The 14,355-nt window shown below is 58.7% G+C and carries 12 protein-coding genes and 1 tRNA gene; 10 read left to right on the top strand and 3 right to left on the bottom strand.

Annotated elements, in window-relative coordinates; genetic code table 11:
- The 6 genes from A3H92_11775 to A3H92_11750 all read left to right on the top strand — a co-directional run bounded on the left by A3H92_11775 (window position 1) and on the right by A3H92_11750 (window position 7,069).
- Entirely contained in the window at window positions 1–354 is a 354-nt protein-coding gene (locus A3H92_11775) for a hypothetical protein (GenBank protein OHC73249.1), read from the top strand.
- 75 nt (window positions 355–429) lie between these two features.
- Window positions 430–2,334, top strand: coding sequence for a potassium transporter Kup (gene trkD / locus A3H92_11770; GenBank protein OHC73248.1), 1,905 nt, complete (start codon window positions 430–432; stop codon window positions 2,332–2,334).
- Window positions 2,335–2,337: 3 nt separating this feature from the next.
- A complete protein-coding gene (locus A3H92_11765; protein ID OHC73247.1) occupies window positions 2,338–3,888 on the top strand; it encodes a glutamine-hydrolyzing GMP synthase in 1,551 nt (516 codons plus the stop codon).
- Between the two features lie 129 nt (window positions 3,889–4,017).
- The gene (locus A3H92_11760) at window positions 4,018–4,308 is read left to right on the top strand and encodes a hypothetical protein (protein ID OHC73246.1); all 291 of its coding nucleotides are present in this window, start codon (window positions 4,018–4,020) and stop codon (window positions 4,306–4,308) included.
- 23 nt (window positions 4,309–4,331) lie between these two features.
- On the top strand, window positions 4,332–6,176 hold the full coding sequence (locus A3H92_11755; protein OHC73245.1) for a metal ABC transporter permease: 1,845 nt from the start codon (window positions 4,332–4,334) through the stop codon (window positions 6,174–6,176).
- Window positions 6,177–6,481: 305 nt separating this feature from the next.
- Window positions 6,482–7,069, top strand: coding sequence for a hypothetical protein (locus A3H92_11750; GenBank protein ID OHC73244.1), 588 nt, complete (start codon window positions 6,482–6,484; stop codon window positions 7,067–7,069).
- Window positions 7,070–7,349: 280 nt separating this feature from the next.
- Here the strand turns inward: A3H92_11750 and A3H92_11745 are convergent, their stop codons facing one another.
- Both A3H92_11745 and A3H92_11740 read right to left on the bottom strand, forming a co-directional pair.
- Window positions 7,350–7,532 (bottom strand): hypothetical protein, encoded by a 183-nt coding sequence (locus tag A3H92_11745; protein ID OHC73243.1) that lies wholly within the window; start codon window positions 7,530–7,532, stop codon window positions 7,350–7,352.
- 142 nt (window positions 7,533–7,674) lie between these two features.
- Window positions 7,675–7,751, bottom strand: a tRNA-Arg gene (locus A3H92_11740).
- Window positions 7,752–7,979: 228 nt separating this feature from the next.
- Between A3H92_11740 and A3H92_11735 the strand changes: the two genes are divergently transcribed.
- On the top strand, window positions 7,980–9,197 hold the full coding sequence (locus A3H92_11735) for a hypothetical protein (GenBank protein ID OHC73242.1): 1,218 nt from the start codon (window positions 7,980–7,982) through the stop codon (window positions 9,195–9,197).
- A gap of 14 nt (window positions 9,198–9,211) precedes the next feature.
- Here the strand turns inward: A3H92_11735 and A3H92_11730 are convergent, their stop codons facing one another.
- Window positions 9,212–9,796 carry a Rossman fold protein, TIGR00730 family gene (locus A3H92_11730; GenBank protein OHC73241.1) on the bottom strand — a complete coding sequence of 195 codons (585 nt, stop codon included), beginning with the start codon at window positions 9,794–9,796 and terminating at the stop codon, window positions 9,212–9,214.
- 47 nt (window positions 9,797–9,843) lie between these two features.
- On the opposite strand from A3H92_11730, the gene A3H92_11725 reads away from it, so the two are divergent.
- The 3 genes from A3H92_11725 to A3H92_11715 all read left to right on the top strand — a co-directional run bounded on the left by A3H92_11725 (window position 9,844) and on the right by A3H92_11715 (window position 14,260).
- Entirely contained in the window at window positions 9,844–11,796 is a 1,953-nt protein-coding gene (locus A3H92_11725; protein OHC73240.1) for a hypothetical protein, read from the top strand.
- A 135-nt stretch (window positions 11,797–11,931) separates the two neighbouring features.
- Window positions 11,932–12,294 carry a hypothetical protein gene (locus tag A3H92_11720; protein ID OHC73239.1) on the top strand — a complete coding sequence of 121 codons (363 nt, stop codon included), beginning with the start codon at window positions 11,932–11,934 and terminating at the stop codon, window positions 12,292–12,294.
- Between the two features lie 49 nt (window positions 12,295–12,343).
- Window positions 12,344–14,260: a hypothetical protein gene (locus A3H92_11715; protein OHC73238.1), complete on the top strand. Its 1,917-nt coding sequence runs from the start codon at window positions 12,344–12,346 to the stop codon at window positions 14,258–14,260.
- The last annotated feature ends 95 nt before the right edge of the window (window positions 14,261–14,355 follow it).

Genomic DNA, 14,355 nt, shown 5'->3' with positions numbered 1-14,355 from the left:
ATGACCAAAGAATTTCGCCGCATAACTTTTTCCAAGAAGACGCTGCGAAAGGCCGTTGACGGCTGTTCGGCGGCAACCGGCGACTCCATTCCCGGCGGAGACATAGTTTCCATCAGCAGCGCCCGCGAGGGCGCCGACTTCCGGTTTGAACTGGAACTGTTTGACTACGTCGGCAAGAAAAACCGGAAATTCCGACTGTCCGAAGCGGACGCCCTGGAGGCGTTGATCCAGTACTGTCTCGCCAACAAGGTGGCGCTGCCGAGAAATTCCCGGAAATCCGTCCGCCTGATCGACGGCAACCTGGCCATGGACATCTTCATGGGCGTCGACAAGGATTCCAACTTCGAGGAATAGGCGCTCTCCCGTGCGTCTTGCCTCGGTCGGGCGGACGGAGTAGCTTGGCCCGCTTTTTCCGATCGGCAGGAGTTCATGGCCCAATCCTCGATTGCAAGCAACGGAAGCGGGAACTCCTCGGGCCGGGTCGGCGCCTTGGCGTTTGCCGCCCTGGGCGTCGTTTTCGGCGACATCGGCACCAGCCCTCTGTACGCCATGAAGGAAACTTTCGGCGGAATCCATGCCCTGCCGCTCGACCGGCTGCATGTGCTGGGGGTGCTCTCTTTGGTTTTCTGGTCGATCACCCTGGTGGTTTCGATCAAATACGTCGTAATCATCATGCGGGCCGACAACCGTGGCGAAGGCGGCAGTCTGGCCCTGCTGGCCCTGCTCATCGAGGCGGTGGCCAAAAAGCAGTGGCTGGTTCCGATCATCAGCACGCTGGGCATTTTCGCCGCCGCCATGTTCTATGGCGACAGCATAATCACGCCGGCCATTTCGGTGCTGAGCGCGGTCGAGGGGTTGCAGGTGGCGGCGCCGGACCTCGAACATTATGTGCTGCCGCTGACCCTGGTCATTCTGGTTTTGCTGTTTTTGATCCAGCGCCACGGCACCGGCAAGGTCGGCTCGTGGTTCGGGCCGATCATGCTGATCTGGTTTGTCGCCATGGCGGCGTTGGGGATACGCGGCATTGCCCTGCGCCCCGAGGTGCTGCTGGCCCTCAGTCCTCACTACGCCGCAGTCTTCATCGCCCACGACGGCTGGAGCGCCTTCCTGGCCTTGGGATCGGTGGTGCTGGCGGTTACCGGCGCCGAAGCGCTCTATGCCGACATGGGGCACTTCGGCCGCCTGCCGATCCGTCTGGCGTGGTATCTGCTGGTTCTGCCGGCCTTGTTGCTTAATTACTTCGGCCAGGGCGGGGCGCTGCTGGCCAACCCCGACACCATGTATAATCCCTTCTTCCTGATCGGGCCGGAATGGTCAACGATGCCGCTGGTGATTCTGGCGACCATGGCCGCCGTGATCGCCTCGCAGGCGGTGATTTCCGGCGCTTTTTCGGTTACCCGCCAGGCCATTCAGCTCGGCTACGTTCCGCGCATGATGATCAAGCACACCTCGGAAAAGGAAATGGGACAAATCTATATCCCCTTCCTGAACTGGACGCTGATGATCTTCGTGGCGCTGCTGGTGCTGGGGTTCAAGACCTCGTCGAATCTCGCCGCCGCCTACGGTCTGGCGGTAACCTGCACCATGGTCATCGATACCCTGTTGATAACCGGAGTGATGGCCCTGTTATGGAAATGGCCGCGACGCAGGATCATGATCGTGGCCGGGCTGTTCATGACCGTGGACCTGGCGTTTTTCATGGCCAATACGGTGAAGATTCCCCACGGCGGCTGGTTCCCCCTGGCCCTGGCCCTGGTCATCTTCCTGCTGCTGACCACCTGGAAGAAAGGGCGCCTGTTGCTGGCCAAGCGTATGCGCAAGATCGCCATCCCGGTCGAAGATTTCCACGCCATGATCGGCGAGCGCGTCGTTCGCGTTCCCGGAACGGCGATTTTCCTGACCGCCGCCCAGGAAGGGGCGCCTTCGGCCCTGCTGCACAACCTCAAGCATAACAAGGTGCTGCATGAACGGGTGGTCCTGCTGACCGTCCTGACCGAGAACGTGCCTTATGTTCCGACCGAGCAACGGGTGCGCAGCGAAGACCTCGGCAACAACATCAGTCGGGTGATCCTGCGCTTCGGCTTTATGCAGGCTCCTAATATTCCGAGGACGCTGACCAACGCCAAGGCCGATGATCTCGGTTTCCAGTACACGGCCATGGCGGCGTCGTTTTTTCTCAGCCGCGAGATGATCATTCCCAGCGTGCGGCCCGGCATGTTTATATGGCGCGAGCATCTGTTCGCCTGGATGGCCCGCAATGCGGCCGGCGCCATGACCTTCTTCAGGTTGCCGACCAATCAGGTGATCGAACTCGGCACCCAGATCGAGATATAAATCATGAGTGAACGCATCCTTATCGTTGATTTCGGTTCCCAGGTGACCCAGCTCATTGCGCGGCGGGTGCGGGAAAGCGGAGTTTACTGCGAAATCCATCCTTTCAACAAAGTGACGACGAAAACTATTGCCGCCTTCGGTCCGAAGGGGGTGATCCTGTCGGGGGGGCCGGCCTCGGTCACCGACGGCGAGGCGCCCCGCGCCCCCGACGGGTTATTCGACATCGGGTTGCCGGTGCTGGGAATTTGCTACGGCCAGCAGACCATGACGGCCCAGCTCGGCGGGGTGGTCGAGGTATCGAAGCATCGGGAGTTCGGACGCGCCTATGTCAACGTCGTTGACGACTGCGAACTGTTCCACGGCGTCTGGAACAAGGGCGGGCGCGAGCAGGTGTGGATGAGTCACGGCGACCGGGTCAACGAAATCCCTGGAGGCTTTCGCGCCGTCGCCGTCTCGGACGGAGCGCCGTTCGCCGCCATCGCCGATGACAAGCGGCGCCTGTACGGGGTCCAGTTTCATCCCGAGGTGGCGCACACCCCCCATGGGGCGCGGCTGCTGGAGAATTTCACCCACCGGGTTTGCGGCTGTGGCGGAGAGTGGACCATGGCCGCCTTCCGCGATCAGGAAATCGCCAGGATACGAAAACAGGTAGGCGACGGGCGGGTCATCTGCGGGCTGTCGGGCGGGGTCGATTCCTCGGTGACGGCGGCGCTGCTGCACGAGGCCGTCGGCGACCGGCTTACCTGCGTCTATGTCGATACCGGCATGATGCGGATGAATGAGAGCGCCGAGGTGGTGGAACTGTTTCGCGGTCATTACAACATTCCGCTCATCCACCATGACGCCTGCGAACTGTTCCTTCGCAAGCTGGCGGGGATCGCCGACCCCGAGAAAAAGCGCAAGATCATCGGCGCTGCCTTTATCGATGTTTTCGAGCAGCAGGCCAAGCTGATCGAAGACGCCCGTTTTCTGGCGCAGGGGACGCTGTATCCCGATGTCATCGAGTCGGTGTCGTTCACCGGCGGGCCTTCGGTCACCATCAAGTCCCACCACAACGTCGGCGGCCTGCCCGAGCGGATGAACCTGAAACTGGTCGAGCCTCTGCGTGAGTTGTTCAAGGACGAGGTGCGCGCACTGGGCCGCGAGCTGGGACTGCCCGAGCGGCTGGTCGGGCGGCACCCTTTTCCCGGGCCGGGTCTGGCTATCCGCATTCCCGGCGAAGTTACGGCGGAAAAGCTCCATATCCTGCGTTGCGCCGACGCCGTCTATCTGGAAGAAATCCACGCCGCCGGATTATACGACGCCATCTGGCAGGCATTCGCCGTGCTGCTGCCCGTGCAGAGCGTCGGCGTCATGGGCGACGCCCGCACTTATGACTTCGTCTGCGCGTTGCGCGCCGTCACTTCGACCGACGGCATGACGGCTGATTATTACCATTTTGACCACGATTTCCTGGGCCGCGTCGCCGGGCGCATCATCAACGAAGTCAAGGGCATCAACCGGGTGGTCTACGACATTACCTCAAAACCGCCCGGCACCATCGAGTGGGAGTAGGATTCTAACCTTGGTAAGGAGGGGAGAAAAATTCCTCCCCTTACGAAGGGGAGGCCAGGAGGGGTTAAATTGCGGGAAACATCCGTTAAGGTTTAGGTAAACTATTTGCGGGTACGGTCTTTCCGGGATTTGTTCTTGGATGAAGGAGACCTTCAAATGGCGTTTACAACGAAGCTCAAGCGCGGGGAAAGATATTCCAGGCCCGAAGACCCCGATACCGTCTGGATCATCGACCAACTTATCAGGCTTCCCGGACTGCCGATGCACGCCAAGCTGATCGTCGAGGACCGCCGGCGCAAGATGATGACCTTGTCGGAGGTGGCCTTGCGCAACAGCAAGCTCTATCAGCGGTTGGAGCAAAAGATACAAGCCAGGATACAGGCGGAGGAAGCGGAAAAGCCGATGATGGCCGCAGCCTGAAATTTTTTCCTCCGTAGGGTTCCATGCCCAGACATAGAGACCCTTCGCCTCTCCACGCCGGTCCGCGCAACGACCTGAAGACGCTCGCCACCCTGCTGCCTTATCTGTGGCCGGTCGGGGAGACCGGGTTGCGTTTGCGGGTGGCGTCGGCGATGCTTCTTCTCGTCGCCGCCAAGGTCGTCAACGTGGCGGCGCCGATATTTTACAAACATGCCGTTGACGCCCTGTCGGACGGGTCGTTGTCGGCGGCGCCGCTGGCGCTGCTGATCGCCTATGGTCTGGCCCGGATGACGGCGCTGGCGTTCGGCGAGTTTAAGGACGCCATCTTCGTCACGGTGGCGCAGCGGGCTATCCGTCAGGCGGGGCTTAAGACCTTCAGGCATCTGCATCGCATGTCGATGCGCTTTCATCTGGATCGCAAGACCGGAGGCATCACCCGCGCCGTCGAACGCGGGGCCAAGGGCATCGAGTTCCTGCTCAACTTCATGCTGTTTAACGTGTTGCCGACGCTGCTTGAAATCCTGCTGGTGTGCGTCATCTTGTGGAAGATGTACGGCGGTTTGTTTGCGGCGGTCATCTTTGCCAATGTCGTCATCTACATCGCCTGGACGCTGGCGATCACCGAGTGGCGCACCAAGTTCCGCCGCGCCATGAACCGGACCGACAGCGACGCCAACACCAAGGCCATTGATTCCCTGCTCAATTTCGAGACGGTCAAGTACTTTTGCAACGAGGACCACGAGGCCCGCCGCTATGACGAGTCCCTGAAATCATTTGAATGGGCGGCGGTGAAGAGCAAGACCACGCTGTCGCTGCTCAACACCGGCCAGGGCGCCATCGTCGCCTGCGGATTGACGGTGATCATGACGATGGCGGCTGACGGCGTGGTCAAGGGCGTCATGACCGTAGGCGATTTCGTGCTGGTCAATTCATACCTGATCCAGCTTTACCTTCCGCTGAATTTTCTCGGCTTCGTTTACCGCGAGATCAAGCAATCGCTGACCGATATGGAAGTGATGTTCTCGCTGCTTGAAGAGCGGGCCGAGATCGAGGACGCTTCCGAGGCCCGTCCGCTGGAGGCGGGCGGCGGCGCGGTGACGTTTGAGGGCGTGTCGTTTTGCTATGATCCACGGCTGGCGGTTCTTGACGATGTGTCGTTCACGGCGCCCGCCGGGACCACGGTCGCCATCGTCGGTCCCAGCGGCGCCGGCAAATCGACGATCTCGCGCCTGTTGTTTCGCTTTTACGATGTCAATTCCGGCAGGATTCTGATCGACGGACAGGATATCCGCTCGGCGAGCCAGGAATCATTGCGCGCCGCCATCGGCATCGTTCCCCAGGACACGGTGCTGTTCAACGACAGCATTTATTACAACATCGCCTACGGCCGGCCGGGGGCGACGACCGCCGAGATCGAGGAGGCGGCGCGGCTGGCCCGCATCCATGACTTCGTGGTCGGACTTCCCGACGGCTACCGGACGGTGGTCGGCGAGCGCGGGCTGAAATTGTCGGGCGGCGAGAAGCAGCGGGTGGCCATCGCCCGCACCATCCTCAAGCAGCCGCGCATTCTGGTTTTCGACGAGGCGACCAGCGCCCTTGACACCCATACCGAAAAGGAAATCCAGGAGTCGCTGTACGAGGTGTCGGCGGGACGCACGACGCTGATTATCGCCCACCGGCTTTCAACGGTGGTTGACGCCGACGAGATCGTGGTGCTGGAGGCGGGCCGCATCGTCGAGCGCGGCGCTCACGCCCGATTGTTGGAACAGGGCGGCGTTTATGCCGGAATGTGGGCCAAGCAACAGGAAGCGGCCCTGGCCCGCGAGGTGCTGGAGTCTGCCGACGATGCGCCGGGTGTTGTCGGCTGATGTGTTTTGGCCACAGAGGCGCAGAGGCGCAGAGAAGATCAAGCAAAGTTTTCTTTCTGCTTTTTATTTTCTCCCTATCTTCCTCTGTGTCTCAGTGCCTCTGTGTTTCATGAAACGGTGTTTCTTTCAATCAACGCCGGGTGTTAAGGGATATCGGCGGCAACCTCCCCTGCCCCCTCCTTGGTAAGGGGGTATCTGTTTGAAATCTTTGCTCCTGCTCTTTTTCCTCCCCATATTTCTGCCGCAAATGCCCATTATGTGGTGAATTTCAGAGACTGAAATCAGCCTTGGACAGGATCGCCCGAATGAAAAAAATCGCCTTGATTGTTCTGCTCGCCGCCGTTCCCGGATTGGCGCTTGCCCAGCATGGCGACCATGGCCCGACTTCGCCCTACGCCGGTCAGGAGGACCGTGACATCAAGAGTCTTTCGGCGGAGGACATTGCCGAGTTGCGGCGTGGCGGCGGATGGGGGCTGGCGAAGGCGGCGGAGCTGAACGGCTTCCCAGGGCCGGCGCACCTGCTGGAACTCAAGGATCAGATCGGATTAACCAAGGATCAGGTCGCTGCGATCCGGATCGTCTTTGAGAGAATGCGCGATGACGCGACCAAGGAAGGCGAGCGGCTTATTGCCATGGAGCGCGCTTTGGAGGAGCAATTTCGAGGACGCGCCGTGACCGATCAAAGCCTCCGGAAAGCGCTTGCCGATGTCGAGCAGAGCCGTCAGGCGCTTCGCTATATTCATTTAGCCGCGCATCTGGCGACGCCGCCGCTTCTCGCCGAGGAGCAGATTCGGCGCTATATCGAGTTGCGGGGATATGACGCGAATCCGTGCGTTAATGTTCCCGCCGGTCATGACGCGGCGATGTGGAAGCAGCACAACGGATGCAAATGATCATTATGCTCTTTCACAATGCATATGGGGGCAGTTTTGAGTTAACCAGCCTTTTACGGCATGTTGACTTGGAAAAACGCTGTTTTATGAAACCACAGAGGCGCCGAGGCGCAGAGAAGAAAAAAAAGGGATAAAAAATTTTTGAATTGTGCGAAGCATAAAACCCTTCGCTTAGTCTTCTCTGTGCCTCTGTGTCTCTGTGGTGATTAATCCAAATCTATCAACAACTCGGACTATCCGCATCCAAGCAAGATATTAATCCTTGCATTTGGTCGATTTATCAGGTATGTTCGCTTTTTATTCCCCGCAGTAAGCTTGCGGGGGCCGTAAGGAGGGGAAAGTTAAAGGCGGCAAAATGATGACAAATGATGACAAATGATGACAAATGATGACAAATGATGACAAATGATGACAAATGATGACATTTTGCGACGTTTTTAGGGGTGGTTTTGTTTGATATCAACGGGTTAAGCCTGATTCACCATGGTTAATACCGCTATAAACTGCGTTAAAACGTGATTAAAACGTCATTTAACGTGGTTAAAACGTCATCCGGGCGCGTTCGGGGATGCGTTCAGTCGCATGGCGATATCTTCAGGGAAATATGGCGCGCCCGGAGAGACTCGAACTCCCAACCTTCTGATTCGTAGTCAGATGCTCTATCCAATTGAGCTACGGGCGCTAGTGGTTTATAAGAGGCCTTGGTGAAGGGTGGGGGACACTACTCCAAGAACTTCGGCGACGGCAAATATTATTTGTCCGTTAGTAAAATCTAAACTTGTCGTGTGCTAGGGCTTTGAGTAGTATCGCAAAAGAGCAAGGGGTGGCGGGGCGAATTATTTCCATGCGCCGAAATATTTTTTTGTTAAGGACCCGTTTAACTACGGCAGTTTAAAGGCAAAATCGCGAAATGACATTTTCAAGAGGACGCACGATAGCGCTGGGGGCGGTAGTCTTGCTGGCGTCGTGTTCTTTTTCCGAGGAAGCGCTTTGGCCTTCTCTCAGCGGAGAAGAACCGGCCGGCGCTCAGGCGCAACGAGGACAGCAGGGGCAGCAGGGGCAGCAGGCAAATACGGCGTTTCCCGAACCGGAGATGCCGGGGGCCGCGCCGCCGCAATCAAGTCCGGTGCCGGAAACGACGGGCCGGAGCGACGCTCCGCCGCAACTCGGCACGACCAACTTTGAACCGGCCGGGGTAACGCCGGGGGCTGTTACCGGAACCTTCGTCGGCAAGAAGGTGGTGGAGCTTCGCGAGGAGTTGTCGCGGCTACAGAATTCGGTCTCCCAGCACAACGCCATGCTTCAGCAGCAGCGGGCCAAGGTCGTCCAGGACTCGCAGCGTTATCACGGCACCGTGGCCGCCATCAACGCCCGTCTGCAGGTAGGCACCACGCCCGGCAACCCGGTTCTGGTTCAGCAGTTCAACAGCGCCCAGGGCGATCTTGACCGCATCAACGCCGACACCGGCACATTGAACAAGCTGGCGACGGCGGTTTCCGGCGATTCCACAATGTCGGCGTTCCTCGCCGAATCGACCCGCGCCGCCTTCAACGTTTCCGGCGCCGTCGATGAAGACCACAGGCAGTTGGCCATTCTTGAAGACGAAGTAAACCGCACCGTGGTTCTGGTTGAACGGCTGATGAAGGAACTGGCCGACGATATTCGCCGCCAGACCAACTATGTCGCCACCGAGCACGCCAACCTCAATCTGCTTTCGACGGGGATCAAGGGCGGCGAGATATTCGGCGCCAGCCTCGGCAACACGGCGGCGTCGGCCATGGCGGGCGGCGTCGGCAATCTTCCGCCTCGCGGCGCGGACACGGCGGGCAAAAGAGCCTTGGTGGTCATCCGCTTTGATCGTCCCAATGTTCCCTACCAGCAAGCTCTGTACAACGCCGTCAGCCGCGCCCTTGAAAGCCGGCCCGGCGCCGTTTTCGATCTGGTGGCGGTGGCTCCCGACAGCGGCGGTCCGGCGCGGGTAGCCCTCAATTCCACCAAGTCGCAGCGCCTTGCCGAAGGGGTTCTGCGTTCATTGGTGGAGATGGGCCTGCCGCCGGCGCGGGTCGCCGTTTCCGGCAAGACCAGCGGCGACGCCAAAAGCAACGAAGTGCATCTGTACCTGCGCTGATTTAGGGCCAAGACTCAAAGATGATCGGTCAGCACCTCGATCCTGGGTTCGGGGGCCGAGGCGATGGCGTCAAAGACCTCATCGACGCTGTTTACGATGGTGAACAGTTCGGCAACGGCGGGGTGGGCGAATCCCGCAAGGACGACGTGGGCGACCAAATCCTTCAACGGCTTCCAGTAGCCGCCGGCGTCGATCAACACCACAGGCTTGGCGTGGAGTTGCAGTTGCTTCCAGGTGATCACCTCAATCGCCTCGTCCAGGGTTCCCAGCCCTCCCGGCAGGATGACGAAGGCGTCCGACTTCTCAAACATGACGCGCTTGCGCTCGTGCATGCTGTTGACGACGATCAGTTCGCTGATGCCGGGCTTGCCCACTTCGTAGCGCATCAGAAACTCGGGGATCACCCCGATAACCTCGCCGCCGGCGGTCAGCGCCGCTTCCACCGCGACACCCATCAGACCGATGCCGCCGCCGCCGTAGACCAGGCGCATGCCCCTTTCGGCGACGGCTCCGCCCAGCCGTTCGGCGGCCTTGCGGTAGGCCGGATCGTTCCCCGTCTTGGAGCCGCAAAAAAGGCAGATGGAAGATATTTCGGTCATTTTCCGGTTATATCATATTCGGTCGGATACTCTAGCTGTGAGTGTCAATGAAAATTCTGCTGGTTATTCCTGATTTCGGGAGAAAGGGCCTCGGCTATAATTTCCCGTTGGGGATAGCCTATGTTTCATCGGCGCTGAAAGACGCGGGATGCGAAGTCCATTGCCTTAATCTCAATCACAGAGATGAAGGCGTCGAAAAGACCGTTACCGGGATCATCCGAAGCATTGATCCGGATGTGTTCGCCACCGGGTCCCTTTCTCCCTACTTCAGCAGCGTCAAGCACATTCTGGCGATCTCCCGCCAAGTCAAGCCTTCCATTGTCAACATAATCGGCGGCGGCATTTTCAGCAGTTCCCCCGACGCCATGATGCGCTCTGTCGATGTCGATGTCGGGGTCATCGGCGAGGGAGAAGAGACCATGGTCGAGGTAATGAAGGCGCTTGAGGAGGGAAGGGAACTGTCGGGCGTCAACGGCATCATGTACAAACGCCCGGACGGAACTTTTGAAAAAACGGCGCCGAGGACCAGCCTGCGCGATCTGTCAAAAATTTCATGGCCCGATTACGAGGGGTTTCAGATAGGGAAGCTTCTGGACGGGCAAAGGACGACGGACGGCATCTTTTATCATACCGAGGAAAATCCCCGCGCCATTCCGATGATCTCCAGCAGGTCATGTCCCTACAATTGCTCATTCTGTTTTCACCCTACCGGGCGGCTTTACAGGGTGCGCGATCTTGATGACTTTTTCGCCGAGCTGGATCATCTGGTCGGGCGCTACAAGATCAACATGATCGAGTTCTACGACGAGCTGTTTTCCTTCAAGAAGAAACGTCTGGAGCAGTTCTGCGGGCGCATTAAGCCGTATCGTCTCAAATGGATGGTTTCGCTGCATGTTTCGGTCGTCGAGAAAGAAATTATCGAAATGATGAAGGATGCGGGATGCACCCTGATCGGCTACGGCGTCGAGAACATGGCCCCTGAGATATTAAAAAGCATGCACAAGAAAGCCACCCGTGAGCAGATCGAGAAAGCGCTCGCCGCCACCTTTGAAAGCGGCGTCACCGTTAGGGGGAATTTTATTTTCGGGGACCCGGCGGAAACCCTGGACACGGCCAACTGCACCCTTGACTGGTGGGCCAGGAACCGGCGCTATCAGATAAGCCCGATCCACCTACAGGTTCTGCCGGGGTCGGAGGTTTATCACAAGGCGGCGCTGGCGGGCCGCATCGTCGATGACCCGTCAATAATCAACAGCCATCCGGTCAATATAACGTCCATGGACGATGGCGCGTTCATGCGCCTGCAAAACAGGATTTCCCTGCTGCGCGAGACATTGCTGTTGCCGGCTAAAATATTGCGGTTTGAAAAAATATCCGAGGAAAAGGACGATGCGGACGAATTGATTGAATTATTCGACGTGGACTGGGAATGCCTTCACTGCAAGGGCGTCAACAATTATTCAAGCGTCGCGGTTGATAGTCCGTTTCGATTCCAGAACCTGTGTTTGACCTGCCGGTCGTGCGGCGCCTTTGTCGATGTTCAGAATCTCGCTCGTCCCTACTGGCACAACGAGGAAGCGGAAGCGCTGTACGAGGAGGGGGTAAAGCTGCAAAAGAGCGGAAATATCGACGGCGCCCTTAAACGATTAAGGGCGGCGGCCTCGCCGCCGATGTCGCCCGGCACGATCAATCGTTACGACGCTTCGCTGCGCGCCGCGTTGCTGGTCGGCAACATGGCCCTGTCGGCGGGAAGATTAGGCGAGGCCGAGGATTACCTTTCGTACGCCCTTTTGCGCAAGGCGTATGATCCCGTTTATCATATGGCCTTCGCCATGTATCTGGTGGCCGAGGGGAGTCTTGACGCGGCGCGGCTGCATTATAATCAGGCGCGACTTTTGGGCGGGGACAAAAATCCAAATCTTAACGCCGCTCTGGATAATCTCGGCGCGGTCATGGCAAAGGCCGTCAAGCCCGACGCCAAGCCCCGTTATATTTGCTGAAAATAATAAAAGATTGACTTTTTATTTTGAAATACAGATTACTCCCCCCGTCTTCGCATTTTGTTTTTTGGGATATGCCGCCGTGAGAGAGTGTTCGGCGCCTTGTGATCAATTATTATAACGGAAGGATTCTAGATGAAACTGACAGTTAGGGGCTTTGTCGGCGCTATCGTTTTAGCTGCGGCTATCGGCGTCTTTACCCAGGGAACGGCCCGCGCCGGCGGCGAGTTCACCGACGCCAAGGTCGAAGCCTATGTGACGGCGTCGATCGCCATCGACACCCTGATCAACAAGTGGGGACCGAAGATCGATGCCGCCAAAAGCGAAGAAGAAGCCAATAAGATGAAGGAGCAGGCCAACGGTGAACTGGTCGCCGCCATCGATAAGGTCGACGGCATAAACAGCAATGAGTATCAGGCGCTGGCCGATGTCGCCGCAACCGACCCCAACATGCAGCAACGCTTGAAGAAGGCCTTTGAGAAAAGGATGGGAAAATAGTTTTTCCAGACACTGAGTGAACCGCAGGGAACGGCAGAGGCGAGAGAAGTTGAAAGGCGCTCAGTCGCCTGACGATGACTCTCTCCTTTGCTCGGCGGCGGATGACTTCCGGGGCGGCAACATCGCCGACGCCCAGGAAAAGCTCCGCCGTTACCTCGAATCGTTCCCCGGCCATGCCCAGGCCCTGCATCTGCTCGGCCTGACCCTGCACCGGTCGGGACAGTTCGACGAGGCGGCGGATTTCATCGAACGGGCGATTGCGGTTGACGGGCAAAATCCCGGCTTTCATTCCAATCACGGCGTAGTTCTCAATCTTCTCGGCAGGGCCGTCGAGGGAGAGGCGGCTTGCCGCCGGGCCGTCGCGCTTGCTCCTGATCATGCCGAGGCCCACAACAATCTGGGGGTGTCGCTGAAGCTCCAGGGGCGTCTTTGCGAGGCGGCGGACGCTTGCCGGCGCGCCGCTGAAATTCTTCCCGGTTATGCCGATGCCTATATCAACCTGGGAAATATCCATTTGCAGGAGGGCAGGGCCGGCGAAGCGGTTTTGTCATTTCAGAAAGCGGCGGCGCTCGCTCCCGGCAACGCCATGGCCCATTCCAATCTGGGCGCCGCCCTGCGCGAACAGGGAGATGCGGATCAGGCCCTGGAGCATTGCCGATGCGCCGTTGATCTGAACCCGGATTATGCCGAAGCCCACAATAATCTGGGCAATGTGCTGAAAGGCAGGGGCGACCTTGAAGGGGCCGAGAAGGTCTTCCGCCGGGCTGTTGCGCTCAAGCCGGGTTACGCCGACGCCCAGGTCAATCTGGGCGGCGTCCTGTTCGTCCAAGGCCGGTTTGCCGAGGCCGAGGATGCCTACCGCCGTGCCGTCCTGGACAACCCGAACCATGCCGAGGCGCACAACGGCCTGGGCGTCGTGTTGCTGGCCGTCGCCCGCCTGAACGAAGCGCTGGCATGCTTTAACCGCGCCGTTGAGTTGGACCCCGGACATGCCGAGGCCCTTTACGCCCTCGCTTCCTCGCGCTCCGGGAGTTTGGATGAGACAAAGGTCAAGGGCATTGAGGCCCGTCTGGCGGCGGGGGAAAAACTTGCAACGGCGGAGCGGATTGCCCTGCATTTTTCCCTGGGAGAAATTTACGACGAAAAGGGAGAGTTTCCAGAGGCCTTTGCCCACTTTCAGGCCGGCAACGATCTGCGAAAGATCGAACTGGAGCGCCGAGGCCATGTCTTTGACGCAAAGGCCCATGATCGTCTGGTGGAGAGGATTATCAATACTTATAGCCCGGCCTTGTTCGCCGAAAGACAGGGATGCGGCGTCCGCTCCACGTTGCCGGTTTTTATTGTCGGCATGCCGCGTTCCGGCACCACCCTGGTTGAACAGATCGCCGCCGGCCATCCCCTGGTTCACGGCGCCGGGGAACTGAACGAAATTGCTTTATTGGCCGATGGTTCGACCGGCGCGGCGGAGGCTTATATTGCGCGCCTTCAAGGCCTTGCGGGAGAGGCCGCCAGAGTCATCGACAAGACGCCTTTCAATTTTCTTTACCTCGGCGTTATCGCCCTGTTGTTTCCCCAGGCGCGAATTATCCATTGCCGACGCGAGGCCCGCGACTTGCGCCTGTCATGCTATTTTCAGAACTTCGTCTCGCCCTTCCCATGGAGTGCGGACCTCAAGGACCTGGGTCGCTACTTCAACGCCTACCGTCGGCTGATGGATCATTGGAGTAATGTCTTGCCTTTGCCCGTGCTGGACGTGGATTATGAGAACGTCGTCAGCGATCTGGAGGGTCAAAGCCGCCGCATCATTGATTTTCTGGGCCTGCCGTGGGACGAATCCTGTCTTGCTTTCCATAAAAATACCCGCGTCGTCGCCACCGCCGGCAGTTGGCAGGTCCGCCGTCCTCTCTATGCGACATCCGTCGGCCGCTGGCGGAACTACGAACAATTCCTCGGGCCGCCGGTTTAACTATGGCTGGGACGGCTCCTTTTGCTATTATACCAATGGCCGTAAAGAATGATTCTGAAAAATCCTCCCCCTTGCTTCAAGGGGGAGTTAGAGGG

The sequence above is a fragment of the Rhodospirillales bacterium RIFCSPLOWO2_02_FULL_58_16 genome (assembly GCA_001830425.1).
In the GTDB taxonomy this organism is placed as follows: Bacteria; Pseudomonadota; Alphaproteobacteria; order Rhodospirillales; family 2-02-FULL-58-16; genus 2-02-FULL-58-16.
Note: the sequence above shows the minus strand (reverse complement) of the source record. Positions and strands in the feature narration are given on the sequence as shown.

Coding starts and splice junctions, on each gene's coding strand:
- A3H92_11775 (OHC73249.1), top strand. CDS start 1: ATGACCAAAGAATTTCGCCGCATAACTTTTTCCAAGAAGACGCTGCGA.
- trkD (OHC73248.1), top strand. CDS start 430: ATGGCCCAATCCTCGATTGCAAGCAACGGAAGCGGGAACTCCTCGGGC.
- A3H92_11765 (OHC73247.1), top strand. CDS start 2,338: ATGAGTGAACGCATCCTTATCGTTGATTTCGGTTCCCAGGTGACCCAG.
- A3H92_11755 (OHC73245.1), top strand. CDS start 4,332: ATGCCCAGACATAGAGACCCTTCGCCTCTCCACGCCGGTCCGCGCAAC.
- A3H92_11750 (OHC73244.1), top strand. CDS start 6,482: ATGAAAAAAATCGCCTTGATTGTTCTGCTCGCCGCCGTTCCCGGATTG.
- A3H92_11735 (OHC73242.1), top strand. CDS start 7,980: ATGACATTTTCAAGAGGACGCACGATAGCGCTGGGGGCGGTAGTCTTG.
- A3H92_11730 (OHC73241.1), bottom strand. CDS start 9,796: ATGACCGAAATATCTTCCATCTGCCTTTTTTGCGGCTCCAAGACGGGG.
- A3H92_11725 (OHC73240.1), top strand. CDS start 9,844: ATGAAAATTCTGCTGGTTATTCCTGATTTCGGGAGAAAGGGCCTCGGC.
- A3H92_11720 (OHC73239.1), top strand. CDS start 11,932: ATGAAACTGACAGTTAGGGGCTTTGTCGGCGCTATCGTTTTAGCTGCG.